At 65.7% G+C, this 13,330-nt stretch carries 10 protein-coding genes; 6 read left to right on the top strand and 4 right to left on the bottom strand.

All coding sequences use genetic code 11. From position 1 onward, the window contains the following. Positions 1–44: 44 nt before the first annotated feature. Complete coding sequence (locus ACV959_RS14260; protein WP_475737236.1) at positions 45–695, top strand: DUF992 domain-containing protein; 651 nt, start codon at positions 45–47, stop codon at positions 693–695. Between the two features lie 921 nt (positions 696–1,616). Continuing rightward, on the top strand, positions 1,617–1,991 hold the full coding sequence (locus ACV959_RS14255) for a hypothetical protein (protein WP_475737235.1): 375 nt from the start codon (positions 1,617–1,619) through the stop codon (positions 1,989–1,991). A gap of 44 nt (positions 1,992–2,035) precedes the next feature. Here ACV959_RS14255 and ACV959_RS14250 read toward each other — a convergent pair whose 3' ends face one another. Beyond that, positions 2,036–3,025 (bottom strand): magnesium transporter, encoded by a 990-nt coding sequence (locus tag ACV959_RS14250; protein ID WP_475737234.1) that lies wholly within the window; start codon positions 3,023–3,025, stop codon positions 2,036–2,038. A gap of 285 nt (positions 3,026–3,310) precedes the next feature. Here ACV959_RS14250 and ACV959_RS14245 point away from each other — a divergent pair, with 285 nt between their 5' ends. Then, on the top strand, positions 3,311–3,622 hold the full coding sequence (locus tag ACV959_RS14245; protein WP_475737233.1) for a DUF5132 domain-containing protein: 312 nt from the start codon (positions 3,311–3,313) through the stop codon (positions 3,620–3,622). A 2-nt stretch (positions 3,623–3,624) separates the two neighbouring features. Next, positions 3,625–4,062, top strand: coding sequence for a hypothetical protein (locus ACV959_RS14240; protein ID WP_475737232.1), 438 nt, complete (start codon positions 3,625–3,627; stop codon positions 4,060–4,062). A gap of 5 nt (positions 4,063–4,067) precedes the next feature. Here the strand turns inward: ACV959_RS14240 and metK are convergent, their stop codons facing one another. Together metK and ACV959_RS14230 are read right to left on the bottom strand one after the other, a co-directional pair. After that, entirely contained in the window at positions 4,068–5,243 is a 1,176-nt protein-coding gene (gene metK, locus ACV959_RS14235; protein ID WP_475737231.1) for a methionine adenosyltransferase, read from the bottom strand. Beyond that, positions 5,233–8,304 (bottom strand): cation-translocating P-type ATPase, encoded by a 3,072-nt coding sequence (locus tag ACV959_RS14230; protein ID WP_475737230.1) that lies wholly within the window; start codon positions 8,302–8,304, stop codon positions 5,233–5,235. Before ACV959_RS14230 ends, metK begins: the two co-directional genes overlap by 11 nt. Before the next feature lie 113 nt (positions 8,305–8,417). On the opposite strand from ACV959_RS14230, the gene ACV959_RS14225 reads away from it, so the two are divergent. Next, positions 8,418–8,642, top strand: a complete 225-nt coding sequence (locus tag ACV959_RS14225) for a hypothetical protein (protein ID WP_475737229.1) — start codon at positions 8,418–8,420, stop codon at positions 8,640–8,642. 1,212 nt (positions 8,643–9,854) lie between these two features. Then, positions 9,855–10,649: a TOBE domain-containing protein gene (locus tag ACV959_RS14220; RefSeq protein WP_475737228.1), complete on the top strand. Its 795-nt coding sequence runs from the start codon at positions 9,855–9,857 to the stop codon at positions 10,647–10,649. Between the two features lie 174 nt (positions 10,650–10,823). On the opposite strand, the gene ACV959_RS14215 is transcribed toward ACV959_RS14220, so the two are convergent. After that, positions 10,824–13,319 (bottom strand): alginate export family protein, encoded by a 2,496-nt coding sequence (locus ACV959_RS14215; protein WP_475737227.1) that lies wholly within the window; start codon positions 13,317–13,319, stop codon positions 10,824–10,826. Positions 13,320–13,330: the final 11 nt, after the last annotated feature.

The raw sequence follows: 13,330 nt of genomic DNA, 5'->3' as shown, positions 1-13,330 counted from the left end.
GGAGGCTATGGCGAAGACGCCGTGGAAGGGGAGGCGGCGTTGCGATGATGCCCGCCCTTTTGCAGCACTCGCGCCATAGGCGGCTCCCTTGGTCGCCGGAAAACGGAAGCTGGCCGAACCGATCTTTTTTCCGATTGTTCGGCCAAGTGTTTCATGCTTACGCTAGCGGAGTTGGAAAAGAGATGAAATCGGGGGCGGTTATGCGGAAAGCAGCGACTTCTGCGACTTTTTTGTTTTTGACGTGCTCAGTCGGCCTCACGCATGCGCCCACTGTGCGAGCCCAGGAAAATGGAATTGTCGCGGGCACGCTCACTTGCGCGGGTCGAGGCAACATAGGCCTCATCGTGGGATCGCGCCAAAGCTTGTCTTGCGTCTTCGACCCCGTGGGGAACGCGCCGCGGCAGCGCTATTCGGGCAGAATAACCCGCCTCGGGCTGGATCTGGGGATTAAGGGTCGAAGCCAGATGGTCTGGACCGTGCTCGGCCCCACGGATGGACTTGCTCCGGGCGCGTTGCAAGGCAATTTCGGCGGCGTCGGAGCAAATGCGTCGGTCGGCGTCGGAGCCGGCGCCAACGCGCTCGTCGGCGGCTCTCGAAATACGATCGTACTGCAGCCTCTGAGCGTGCAAGCGCAGACCGGCCTGAATGTCGCCGCCGGCGTCGCCGGACTTCGACTCACCTACGTTGGGCCATAACGTCCGCGGCCTGCGTCAAAATGGCAAAGTTCAAGGCGCGGGCGCGGTGGCGGTTTGAGCGGCGACTACGCGTGCTTTCACAAAGCGTGGGAGCAATCCATGAAGCATATGCGCTCGTGACGGAAGTGCGCGATCCTGCTCTTTGGCTCGGCCAACGCGAGTTTATCGGGGATACATCCCTCTCTGTCGTAGACCGCGGCGAATCCCGTTACGGGAGCGACGCACGCGGCGAACCGCCGCGCGCTGGGAAAGTCTGAATTTCCGCGATCGCGACGATTTCGAGAATGCGGCGCGCGGCTTAATCGCCAGACCTGACGCGCCGACCATAAGGATTCGAAGGCCGCGACCGGAGCCTGGGCAGGAAATGGGTGATGGGGCCTGAGAAGGCGTTGCGCCAGTCGTGGACTGGCGCCCGGAGGACGTTAGCGTTCGTGTTAACCGACAGCTTTGGTGTTATTGGCGCGCCGGAGCGGATGACGGAGAGAGCTTTTCGAGATGGACGCTTTGCGTAATCAGGCATTGAAAATATCGAGGCGGCCTGCCGCTCTGGGGCCTCGGTTGTCGTCAAATCGACAAAAAAGTGAAATCCGCAGTCGATGATTATCTGGATTTTGATCGTTTGTCGGGCGGACGGCAATGGTTCTCCCTTCCGTAAGCCGGCGCGCTGACAAATTTCCTGTCGGGTGAACTGGAGCAGACGATCCGCCGCTGCGGACGTTTTTCGATCGTAATCCAGGCGGAATGCCGCGCGATTTCGTAAGATGACCTCGCGTGTCGCAATCGGCCGCGAATGGCGCTGGTCTCGCTGTTTCTCTCCATCGTCAGGTTTTGTCATTCCGATTTGAAATTCGTGGCCGATTAAATTCCTGTGACAACGAATCGTGGCCCGGACGACGATGTTTGCGGCCTGGGGGAGGCGAAATGAGCGGAGCAGCGACGATCGGCGCTCTGGCGGTCACGGCGGTCAGCATGGTTGCGGAGGTCGGACGCAGAGGCATTCTCGGCGAACGCACGACAATCGCCTACGTCAGGCTCAAGGAGAAACTCGGGGACTGGTTGAATGGCGACGCCTCCGTGCTGGAGGACGCCTATGCGCTTCCGGCCGCGCGGGAACGCCTCCGCGCGACGATCGATCGCTTGCCGGCGAAGGAAAAATCGGCTCTCGGCGCCCTGATTTCCGCGCTGATCGAAGGCCTGAGGGGCGATGTTCTTCGCGGCGCGCTCGGCATAAACCTGCAAAAACTGGATTCCTTGCGCGCGCGCCTTGCGGAAATAGCCGTCGGCGAGAGTTCGTGACGGCGCCGGCAGGCGCCTCGTTATCCTCCCTGAAGACGCGACGTTCAAAAGACGAGCAGCGACGCCGCCACGAAATAGGTCAGCAATGAAAAACTGTCCTGCACGACGGTGGCGACGGGTCCGGAGCCGAGGGCGGCGTCGTAGCCCAGACGTGCGAAGAGCCAGGGCATCATGAAGCCGAAGGCCGTGGCGATGGTGCTCGCGACGGCGAGGGCGACCGCCACCGTGGCGGCGAGGCCGAGATTCGAAAAGGCGAACCAGACGAACGGAAAAGCCAAGCATCCAAGCATCGAACCAAGCAGAGCGCCGGTGCCGAGTTCGCCGAAAAACAGCGGGAGCAAAGCGGAATCGGTGAGAGACAGGCCTCGCACCACGACGACTTCCGACTGCGTGCCGACCGAGTCGGCGAGATACACGATCGCCGGGATAAAGAAGGCCACCGCGATGTGGGCGCTGAGAGCAGCCTCGAAACGCGAGATCAGCGCCGTCGAAAGAGCCATCCCCGCCATGCCGACAAGGAGCCATGGCAATCGATAGAGCGCGCGCCGGTGCGGCGGTGCGGTGAGCGCGTCCTGAGCGGCTTCCGATTTGTGGAGAATGCCCGCCATGTGATGAAGATCCTCGATATGCTCGTCGCGCAGGATGGTCATCAGCGCCCGGGCCGGGACAGCGCCAAGCAGACGGCCCTTGTCATCGCAGACGGCGAGGATGGAAAGTCCGGCGTGGATCGCCTGGCTCGCCGCCGCTTCCCGGTCGATGTCGAGCGATACGCGATAGAGTTCGGGGGCCCGCGCGATCGCTGTCAACGGCGTTGCTTCGTCCGTCGCCAGAAGGTCGCGTATCGCCACGATCCCGACGAGTCGACAATCGGGGGCGAGCAGAAAGACATGCGAGGCGTCCTCGTAGCGTTGGCCAATGAAGCGCGCGCGAAACCGTCCCGCCGTCTCCCAGTCGGCGGCGACGGGCACGGACGATACGAGGTAGTCCGCGACCGTCTGCGATCTTGGTTCATGGGCCGGAATTGGGTCGTTCATGTTGTCTCGCCGTCATGCGGTCTCGTCTTGCTCGCCCGTTGCAGAAACCAGGGCTCGTCCAACAGAATTATGACGCTCCGGGCGGTCGAATTGTCGCGCTTCGGATTGCGGCTATTGTCATATAAGCTTCGCAATCGCATCGGACGGTGCGGCGTCTTTCGGCGTCGGGCGGCGCCCGGAGCGGTCAGGCTCCAGAGTTCGCCGACCTCGGCGCCGGCGGCCGTCAGACCGCGCCGCCGACCCTTCCGACCGGGAAAATGATCCATGAAGCCTTGGGGATTTGCATTGGGCGCTCTCACCGGCGCCGCCGCGGCTTTGCTGCTGACGCGCGAGGGGAAGCGGGCGCGGCCCGCGGCGAAGGCGGCGCTCAAAGCCGCGATCCTCGCCTATCACCAGGCGCGGACGCACGGGGCCGAACTCGCGGAGGCGGCGGAGGACCTGTTTGCGGAAGCCAAGGCGGAGGCGGTCGCCGATATTTTCGCCGCGGCCATGGCGCAGGCCAAAAAGGATGCGGAGGCGGCCGCCGCCGCGAAGTCCGCCGAGCCGGAGGCGAAAGCCGCGGCCGCCCCGCCGCCGCCCGACGGCGAAACGGCCTGACGATGGTCGCGAAGCTTCCCGAGGCCGAAGTCGCGCACGCGATCCCTGGCCGGGCGCGCCTGCGCGTTCCCGGGCGCCGCGGCGACGCGGCTTTCTTCTCTTCCGTCGCAAGCGGATTGTCGTCGCTGCCTGGCGTCTTGCAGGTGGAGACTACGCCGCTGACGGGCAGCATCCTCATCCGGCACGGCGGCCCGCTTGAAAAAGTGAGCGCCGCCGCGCAAAACGCGGGCTTGTTCATTCTCCGCGATCCGGCGCCCCAACCCGCGCGGGCGTCGACTGCCGCCGTCGATCCCAGGCTGCTCGTCGTCCTCGCGCTAGCGGGCGCCGCGCTCTGGCAGATGTCGCGAGAAAAAGTCCTCCCTCCCGCCTTGACGCTTCTCTGGTATGCGAGCCAGCTTGGCGGTTTCTGGGGCGAGAGCGGGATGGACGAAGGCGAATAGCTGGGTTAGCCGCGCAACGCTTCGACGAGGTCCGTCGCCTCCCACGGGAGATCGAGATCGTCGCGGCCGAAATGGCCGTAAGTTGCGAGCGGCAGATAAAAACCAGCCGGCCCGGCCGCCCGCGGGCGCGTCCGCAGGCGAAAACGGGCGACGATCGCGGCTGGCCGAAAGTCGAAAGCGGCCGCAAGCCGTTTGGCGATGACGTCGTCGCCAAACCTGCCGGAGCCGAAGGTCTCGACGGAAAGACTGAGCGGCTCCGCCTGGCCGATCGCATAGGCGACATGCACCTCGCATCGGTCAGCGAGGCCGGCGGCGACGATATTCTTGGCGGCGTAACGCGCGGCGTAGGCGCCAGCGCGGTCGATGCGCGAGGGATCCTTGCCGGAGAGCGCAGACCCGCTCATGCGCGAGAATTCGCCATAGGAGTCGATGCCTGTCTTGCGTCCCGTTAGGCCCGCGTGGCGCGCCGGTCCTCCAATTTCGAAGGCTCCCCCCGCGTTGATGACGACGCGCGTGCGTTCGTCCGGACGGACGTCGCCTCGATCGAGCGCTCCAAGGGCGAGCGCGCGCAGCCGCTCCGGCGCGTCCGCTTCTGCGGAGCTGTCGAGCGCAACAGTGAGCGAGAGGCTGTGCACGCGGACGGGACGTCCGTCTCGATATTCGACCGACACTTGCGTCTTGGCGTCGGGGGAGAGGGCGGTAAATCCGTTGCGCCGCTCGGCGTCGAGCGATTTGGCGATTCTGTGCGCGGACATGATTGGGGCCGGCATGAGCGCCGCCGTGTCCCGGCACGCGTATCCGAAAACATTCGCTTGCTCGCGCGCGGCCCGACGCGAAATCGCCTCCTCGTCGCCCGGAGCGGGCTCCGCCTCCCGCTCGTGGAGCGGCAGCTCGGCGAGGCTCGTGAGGATCGAGCAACTGCGTGCGTCGAAGCCCTCCGAGGCGTAGCCGGCTTCCTGGATGACTTTCCGGGCGAGCGAGGGCAAATCAACCCGGGCGTCGGCGGCGCATCTCGCTGCGAGAAACACGACGCCTGTCGCAAGCGCGCATTCCACGACCGCTCTCGCGCTTTCGTCCTCGCGCAGCAGGGCGTCGATCGCCGCGTCGCTGATCTGGTCACAGAGCTTGTCGGGATGGCCCGACGTCGTCGACTCGGAAGTGAAAATCATGTCAGGCGACATGGGGCGCTCCATTGCGGCGCGCCTCGCGAGCGCGGGCCGCGCGGCGGTCGAGAAGGTAACCGAGGAAATCGTTGGCGAGCAAACTGCCGACGGCGACGCCGCCGATACGCAGCAAATCGCCGGGGCCAAGCGGGGCCAGGCCCAAAAGGCGCCGCGCAGGCCGCAGCGCCTGAGCCGCGCCCTGGAACAACAGCGACATGGCCAGCCCGCCATAGAGGCGCGCATTTGGGGGGCGGCCGAGTTCGGCGAGAACGCCCCGGGTCTCGGACCGGCAGGCGATGCTGTGCAGCAATTGGCTGACCGTCAGGCCGTGAAAGGCGACCGCGCCGGCGCGCGCGCCCCCGGCGGGACCGCCGGCGGCATAATAGCCGGCGAGCGCCGCGCTCCCCATGACGGCGCCTTCGCGCAGGACGCGGCGGAAATCGCGCGCGCCCATGATGGGGGCCGACGGATCATGCGGGGGGTGGTCCAGAACGTCGGACTCCGGCGGCTCGAGTCCGAGCGCGAGCGCGGGCAGCGCGTCTGTGGCCAGATTGAGCCAGAGTAACTGCATCGGCGTCAGCGGTTCGCTGGCGTCGAACAGGGCGGCGCCGAGCATGACAAAGGTCTCCGAGGCGTTGGTTGAGACAAGATAGCGCAGAACCCTGCGTATATTCGCATAGGTCGCCCGGCCGAGACGGATCGCCTCCACGACGCCGTCCATATCGTCGCTCGCGAGCACGATGTCGGCTGCGTGACGCGCGACGTCAGCGCCCTCGCCGCCCATCGCGACGCCGACGTCCGCGGCGCGCAGCGCCGGCCCGTCGTTGACGCCGTCGCCGGTCATGGCGACGATGCGGCCCTTGGCCTGAAGCGCCTTGACGATGTTCAGCTTGTCGACCGGGCTGACGCGGGCGAAGACATGCGGCTGCGCCGCCAGCGCCTCGAGCAGTTCGGGGGACATGTCGGCGATCTGCCCCGCCTCGAGCACGCGCAGTTCTCCGCCGTCAGCGAGGTCGAGACTGCGCGCGATCGCAAAGGCGGTCGCGCTCTGATCTCCCGTGATCATTACCGTACGTACGCCCGCCCGGTGCAGTTGCTTCAACGCGGGCCGCACGCTGGCGCGGATCGGATTCGCCATGCCGGCGAGCCCAAGCCAGACGAGATCGCGCTCGTCTCGCGGATCGCCGCCGCCTTCGCGAAACGCAACGCCCAGCACACGCAGCGCGTCGCCCGCCATGCGCTCGTTGGCTCTCAGAATGCGCGACCGCGCGTCGTCGTTGAGCGGCGCCGCGCCTTCGGACGTCCAGCGCCGCCCGCAGCGCGCCAGCACTTCGACGGGATCGCCCTTCACGCACAGGAGGCGCGCGCCATCGGCCGTCTCGCGCAACGCGCTCATGCGCTTGCGCCCGTCGCCGCGGGCCGCGCTCGCCAAGACGCGCGCCGAAAGCCGCAGCTCGACCGGATCGACGCCGAGCGATATGGCGGCCGCAAGCAGCGCGGTCTCGGTCGGCGTGCCGTCGATCGCGAATCCGCCGTCGCCGCGCGTCGCGACCGCATCGCTGCACAACGCCGCGATCTCGAAGAGACGGCGCGCCTGATCGCGCTTCGCGCCGTCTGCCTCGGCGCCGTCGCGCCATAGCCGCCCGTCACGCAAGCCAAACGTCGCGCCATCCACGTGAACGGCGACCGCAGCCATGCGATTCTCGGTGAGCGTTCCTGTCTTGTCGAGGCCGACGACCTCGACCGCCCCGAGCGTTTCGACCGCGTCGATCTTGCGCACCAGCACTTTGCGCTTGCGCATATCCTGAACGCCGATCGCGAGAGTCGTCGTGGCGACCGCGGGGAGACCCTCGGGAATGGCGGCGACGGCGAGCGAGATGGCGCCGCGAAGCGTCTGAATGAGCGGGTGGCCGCGCAGCAGGCCAAGCGCGAAGACGCTCGCGCAGATGAGCCCGTTGACGATCACGAGTTCGCGCCCGACCTCGCCAAGTTCGCGCTGGATCGGCGTTTCCGGCGGACGCACGGCGCCGAGCAGTTCCTGAACGCGGCCGATCTCGGTGCGCGGCCCAACGGCCGTGACCACCGCCGCGCCGGAGCCTCCGGTGACCGCCGTGCCCCGGAAGACCATGTTGCGGCGGTCGGAAACGACCGTTTCCGCGGGCAAAACCGCGCGCGCGTCCTTCGCCGCCGGATGCGCCTCGCCGGTGAGCGGCGACTCGTTGACGCTCAGCTCGTCGCTCTCGATCAGGCGCGCGTCAGCCGGAATCAGGGCGCCTCGCTCGATCAGGAGAATGTCGCCCACCGTCAATTCCGCGCCATCGATCAATTTGCGCGCGCCGTCTCGAACGACGGTCGCCGGCGGCGGCGCCTCGACCATCAGGTCCATGATGACGCGATCGGCGTCGCGCTCGGTCGCGGTCGCGATGCCGGCGTTGACCAGCACGACAGCCGCGATCATGACGGCGTCGGCCAGGCCGCCCGTTGCAAGGGACATCGCCGCCGAAGCCGCGAGGAGAGCGATCGGCAGGCTCGTCATCTGCTCGGCAAAAATCGCCATTGCGGAGCGCGGCTCGGCGCGCCGCAATTCGTTCCTGCCCCATTTGGCAAGCCTCGCCGCCGCTTCCCGCGCCGTCAATCCGTCGACCAGCCGCGTTCTCAGTTGCGCTGCCACAATGTCGATCGGCGCGGCGTGCGGAACGACGTCGGCGCCGGGACCGTCCGCCAAGGCGGGCGTCGACGTCTCGGGCGCCGGCGCGCACGCCTCCAAGCCCGCCAAGGCGGCGTCGAGAGCCGCGGCCAGGTTTTGCGCCGTCGCCGGCGGTTGAAAACCAATCAGCGCCGACCCGGTCAGCACACTCGTCTTCACGCGGTCGACGCCCGGCAGGCGAAGCAACGCCTTTTCGGCCCGGGCCGCCGCCACGCTGTCCGCCACGAGACCTTGGTGCCGCAGCCGCACCCGGCCTGGGACAACGTCGTGGACAATTCGCGCGCGGGCCGTCGCGCGCGCGAAATCTTGCGCCTCGGGCGCGTCATCGAGATCGGTCGGCGACCTATGGCCGGCGGGGTTCGCGGGGTTCACTCCGAAAATTCTATTATGCTTTCATGACAGGACGGCGCCGATGCGCGCGATCCGCGCTTTCTTCCCGTCGCGGGCGGCTAGCGCCCGCCTGCGCGGATGGATATGATGTGTACATGAAAATATCCCTCGAAGAAGCCATCGAAATTCATGCGCGGGCGCTCGTGCGCAGGCATCGGGACGAAGCGCCGGCGAACGCCCGCGACTACGCCTCCCAGCGGAAGCGACACGGTGACAGCGAAGGGTATGACATCTGGCTTGGCGTGGCTGCGACAGCCCAGCGCCTATTGAAGGAAAAGTCATCGGCCGGATCGAACGATGACTGGCGCGACGACATGTGACGACGTCGCGGCGACCTTGCGTTCTACAATCGTTTACCCTCGATAAATATTGGCGGCGCGATCGCTTCCTCGGACGCATCGCGCGCCTATTTCAATGATTGGGCGTTAGAGATTTTGGAGCCGCCAGATGTTGGACCTGCTCTTTGTTGGGTATCTCGATTTTCTCGTCGGACGAGGTTCGACGGCCGACAACTTTGAAAACGCGACAATCGGATCGTTTGTCGCCGTCGAAGGGTCGAGCGCGCCGGAGAGCGGGAGGCAGGCGATGCGCGTTTCCCCCGACGTGCGCGATCTCCCCTCACGGGCTCAAGCGTGCGCGCCGCGAGAGCGTTTTCGCGCTTGACCGGACCAAGGGGGGAGACGCGCCGCTCGACCGCTGATCGGCGCACTCAACTCCCCCTCCGACGCGCTGGCCGCCGCGCGACGCCTGCTCGCCCCGAGAGAATCCGTGTTCCTTCTTGGCGGCAGTCGCATGCGTTCGTTGGAAGCAGTCGTTGTCATAGTTGGAGCGCTGTTGGCGGCCGTGCGACGCAATCGTAGCGGACCGTAGCGCAGGGCCAAATCCGACCGAGAACCGTCGCGCAATGATTGTCGAGATGCCTGCCTCTACGCGATCGGCTATCTCTGTCCGGGCGTCCGCACAGCTACCGGAGACGCTGCGGCGCCAAGGCTGTTCACGATGATCATCGGACTGATCACGGGATATCTCGAAGGCGCGGGACTTGGCGCGGGGTCCTTCGATCTTTTCCCGGCCCTTGGCGCAAAAAGGGAGCGCGGATCGCGCTGCTCGCCTTATCTGTGACCGGACCCCTCGGCGCCGTTTTCGGCCTGTTGCTCGCGCTGCCGCGCTCTCCGGACCCCCGGTCGGCGAACTTCACGTGAAAATCTGTTGGATTTCTTCTTCTTCGCTTCCATGACCCCATCCTCTCAAGGGTTGGGGCCTCCGGCAAATCCGGGGCGCGATCGCGGGCTTCAGACGCTGCGACGCGGATCCTCGACGTCGCCTTACAGACAAGGCCGCAGGCTCGTGTTGTGCGGGGGGCGGCAAGCGACTATAAGCGACCAACGGATTGTTCTGTTTGGTCGGACTCCCTTTGGCTCCCTGTGGTCGCACGATCGGGGGCGTGGTGGTGCGGACCTTCGGAGTTTGCGCAAGGGCGAATAGACCCGAAAACGCCTTGCGCGGAACCGCCGGAACGGGCCCAGAAACCGATGACGACGGCCAGAAAGATCGACGCCCTTCTCGCCCTGCGCAGCGACGGGAAACTCCTCGTCGGTCGCGATCGCATAAAGGTGCTGGAAGCGGTCGCCGAATATGGAAGCATCTCGAAGGCGGCGAAAGCGGTTGGCTTCAGCTACAAGGCGGCGTGGGACGCCGTGAACGCGATCAACAATCTGCTCCCAAGTCCGGCCTTCGTGACCAAGGCCGGCGGAAAAAGCGGCGGCGGCGCCGAAGTCACGCCCGAAGGCCGGAAGCTAATCGCCACCTTTCACAAGCTCGAGGATCGACTGTCCAGCTTTTCTTCAATGATTGCGGAGGAGGGGCTCGACGGGCAGGAGGACGTTCTCCTGTGGGGCGTCGCGATCAAAATTTCAGCGCGCAACGTGTTTCGGGCGGAAGTCGCCGCGATCAAAAAATGGCCGGTGGACGTCGACGTCATGCTGCACATCTCTGGCGAACACAGCCTCCACGCTGTCATCACGAACGAAGCCGCCGACGAGCTCGATCTTTCGCCCGGCCGCAAAGCCATCGCTCTGGTCAAGTCCTCTTTCGTCGAGGTGAGCCCGCCGCCGCGCGGACGAAGCAAGGTCAAGAATCAATTCGTCGGAGTCGTCACGCGCCGCACCGACGCCGAGCGCAATTGCGAGTTGCTGATCGATATCGGCCTTGGCAAAACGATGACGGCGGTCGTGCCCCGGACGGACGTCGAGACGATAGGAATTATCGAGGGAAGCGACGTCGCGGCGAGCTTCGATCCGCAGAATGTGATTCTCGCGGCCGACTGAATCCGGCGCGTCCGATCAAGAAGCCTTCGCCGCCTTTCTCTCTTCTCCAATCCAGAAATTTTTCACGGCAAGACGCCTGACGTCTCCAACGCGCCGGGCTCGCAGGCGTCTTCTAAATTCGCAGGAGATCGCTCGGTTGGGCGTCTGCGGTCGGCCGCATTTGCGGGCGCCGTCTCAATCCTGCCTTGTCGCGGGGTCTTCGGCGAACATGTCGAAATGTCGGTTGATTCCGGCGTGGAGGAGATTTCCGTTGAAGGCGGTCTTTGTGGAGATTGCGTATTGGTAGAAGCCGTTGGGCTGGACGGCGACGGCGTTGGCGGCGACGGCGCCGAGGTCGTAGTGGAGATATTCCGCCTTGACCGACCAGTTGGGCGTGACGGCCCATTCGACGCCGCCGCCCGCGGTCCAGCCGATGAGCGAGTCGGCGAAGGTGGCGGTGGCGTTGGTGATGCTGGCTCCGCCGGCGCGGCGGGCGAACGACGCCGCGCTGGAGAGCGCGCCGCCATAGGCCATGCCGCCCGTGCCGTAGATTTGGATGGTCGGCGTCGCCAACCAGCCCAGCCGCCCGCGCAGCGTGCCGAGATAGTTCAGCGTCGCCGTGCGCTGCGCATAGGTCGCGAAGACAGCGCCGCCGGCCGGAACCAGCGTCGCCTGCCACTTCGCGTCGGTGTTGCCGGAGACCGCATGGAGATCGGTCTCGAGGCCGGCGACGATGGCGTTGTCGAACTTCCAGTTCGTCCCGAGCTGGAAGCCGCCGACGAAGCCGGCGAGACGCGCGCCCGGCTCGACCTGCGCCGCCGCGGCGGCGATCGGCGCGCTCGCGGCGGCGAGGCTCGTCGGATAGGCGGAGACGCTCGCGGCCGGGCTCGACCACGCGCCGCCGCCGTTGAGGCCCACATAGACGTCGCGCCAGCCCGGCGCCTTGGCCGGCTTCGCCTCCGGTCCCGCCGCCTCCCAGAGCTGCGCGGCCGGATCCTTCGCAATCGGCTTGCCGTCGCCGAAGGCGTTCACGCTCGCTTCGAGATAGAAGAAGTCCGACGGCTTCGCGGTGAGGCCGTTGGTCGTTCCCGTCTGGCCGGGGAAAGACTGCGGGAAATAGGGCTGCAGCGCGACCGGCGGCGCGAAGCTCGAGGTGAAGGAGCCCGGCCAGAAGCGTGCGTAGCTCGCCGTCAGATTGATGAACTGGCTGAGCTTGTAGCGGGCGCGAATGTCGAACTCCGCGCCCATGAACGTCCCGCGATTGCCGAGCGGCGCATAGAGATTGGCGCGTTCCCAGGCGTTCGCCGCGCTCGCCAGCCAATAGGCGCTGAAGGCCGCATCGATGCGCAGATCTTTCGCCGGCGTGAATTCGAGGCGCGCCTTGGGCGCTTTCATGTTGTTCCACGCCATATAGTCGTTGCGCGAGAACGGCTGGTTGAAGCCGTAGAAGATGTCGAAGTTCTGGCTGACGCTGTCGAAGGGGCTCTTGTTGCCCGAGCCGTAAGTATAGACGGCGCTGACGCGCGGCTTCCAGGGATGATCCGAGAAGGTGTAGCCCGCCTCGATTCCATAGGCGATGGCGTCGAGCGCCGTCGTCGTCTGCACGGCGTTCTGCGCATTGCCCAGCGCGCGGAATTCGCCCGTCTGGCCGAACTGCTTGTTGACGTCGAGATCATAGTCGAAATTGCCGAGTGCGCCGTAGACGCGCAGGCCGGGCGCGTAGGTCTCGCGATGCAGCCTGGCCGAAGCGGAGGGATTATAGGGATCGCCATAGGCCGTGCGGCCGAGGAAATAGGGCTGCGCCGTGGCGTATTCCGACCAGCGGCGGATGCTGAACACGCTGCCGTAAATCCAGTTCTGCCAGTCCGGCCGGTCGAACTGATAAGGGTAGCGGATCACCGGCCGCATCAGGAAGCTGTCGATGTCCCAGTCGTTATCCTTTTTGCCGATCTTGATGCGGAAGCCGTCGAAATTGTTCGTGGTGTTGCGGAATTCGTTTTCGGCGATCAGGCGGCGGTCGAGCAGCTCGAGATGGAAGCGGCCGGCGCGCAGCGTCAGCGGGCGGTCGTTGCCGCGCGGATCCTTGCCGAAGGCGTCCTTGAAATAGAGTTCGCCATAGGCGGAGATCAGATCGGCCTCGTTGATCTCCTGCCCCTGATATTCGTAGATGCTGTTGAAGGCGCGCGAGTCCTGGAACTCGACGACGGCGCGAAACGGATCGAGAATATCCTGCACGCCGAGATAGACGCGCGTGCGCGACAGCCAGAGCGAATTGGGGAAATATTTGCGCTGTGAGACCGGCGACCCCGACGAGGCGTCGGTCCAGGGACGATAGTCGTTCTGGCGATATTCGAAGCGCAAACGCGAATCAAGGCCGACGTTGAGCCAGTCGATCCCCTCGAACTGTTTGTAGGTCTTGCCGAGATTGCGCACATAGGGCGGAATGTCGGACTGAGGCTCCAGACGATAGCCCCGCGTCGGAACGTAATAGCTCTTCTTCTCCTCCCCTTCCCCCGACCCCGCAGCCCCGCCCCCCGAAACCCGGGCCTTCCCCCTCGCCGCCCCAACCCCGCTGGACGCCGAGGACGCAGCCCCGACCATATGGTCGTCGGCCGTCGCCAGCTGTGGCGTTCCTAGCAACAGGGCGGCCGTCGCAGGTCCCATCCAAGCCTTTGCAACCAAGGATTTCATGACTTTCCCTT

The sequence above is a fragment of the Methylocystis sp. Se48 genome, assembly GCF_056269425.1.
This window is presented reverse-complemented; position numbering and strand designations above follow the sequence as displayed.

Coding starts and splice junctions, on each gene's coding strand:
- ACV959_RS14215 (WP_475737227.1), bottom strand. CDS start 13,319: ATGAAATCCTTGGTTGCAAAGGCTTGGATGGGACCTGCGACGGCCGCC.
- ACV959_RS14250 (WP_475737234.1), bottom strand. CDS start 3,025: ATGAACGACCCAATTCCGGCCCATGAACCAAGATCGCAGACGGTCGCG.
- ACV959_RS14225 (WP_475737229.1), top strand. CDS start 8,418: ATGAAAATATCCCTCGAAGAAGCCATCGAAATTCATGCGCGGGCGCTC.
- metK (WP_475737231.1), bottom strand. CDS start 5,243: ATGTCGCCTGACATGATTTTCACTTCCGAGTCGACGACGTCGGGCCAT.
- ACV959_RS14260 (WP_475737236.1), top strand. CDS start 45: ATGATGCCCGCCCTTTTGCAGCACTCGCGCCATAGGCGGCTCCCTTGG.
- ACV959_RS14240 (WP_475737232.1), top strand. CDS start 3,625: ATGGTCGCGAAGCTTCCCGAGGCCGAAGTCGCGCACGCGATCCCTGGC.
- ACV959_RS14220 (WP_475737228.1), top strand. CDS start 9,855: ATGACGACGGCCAGAAAGATCGACGCCCTTCTCGCCCTGCGCAGCGAC.
- ACV959_RS14255 (WP_475737235.1), top strand. CDS start 1,617: ATGAGCGGAGCAGCGACGATCGGCGCTCTGGCGGTCACGGCGGTCAGC.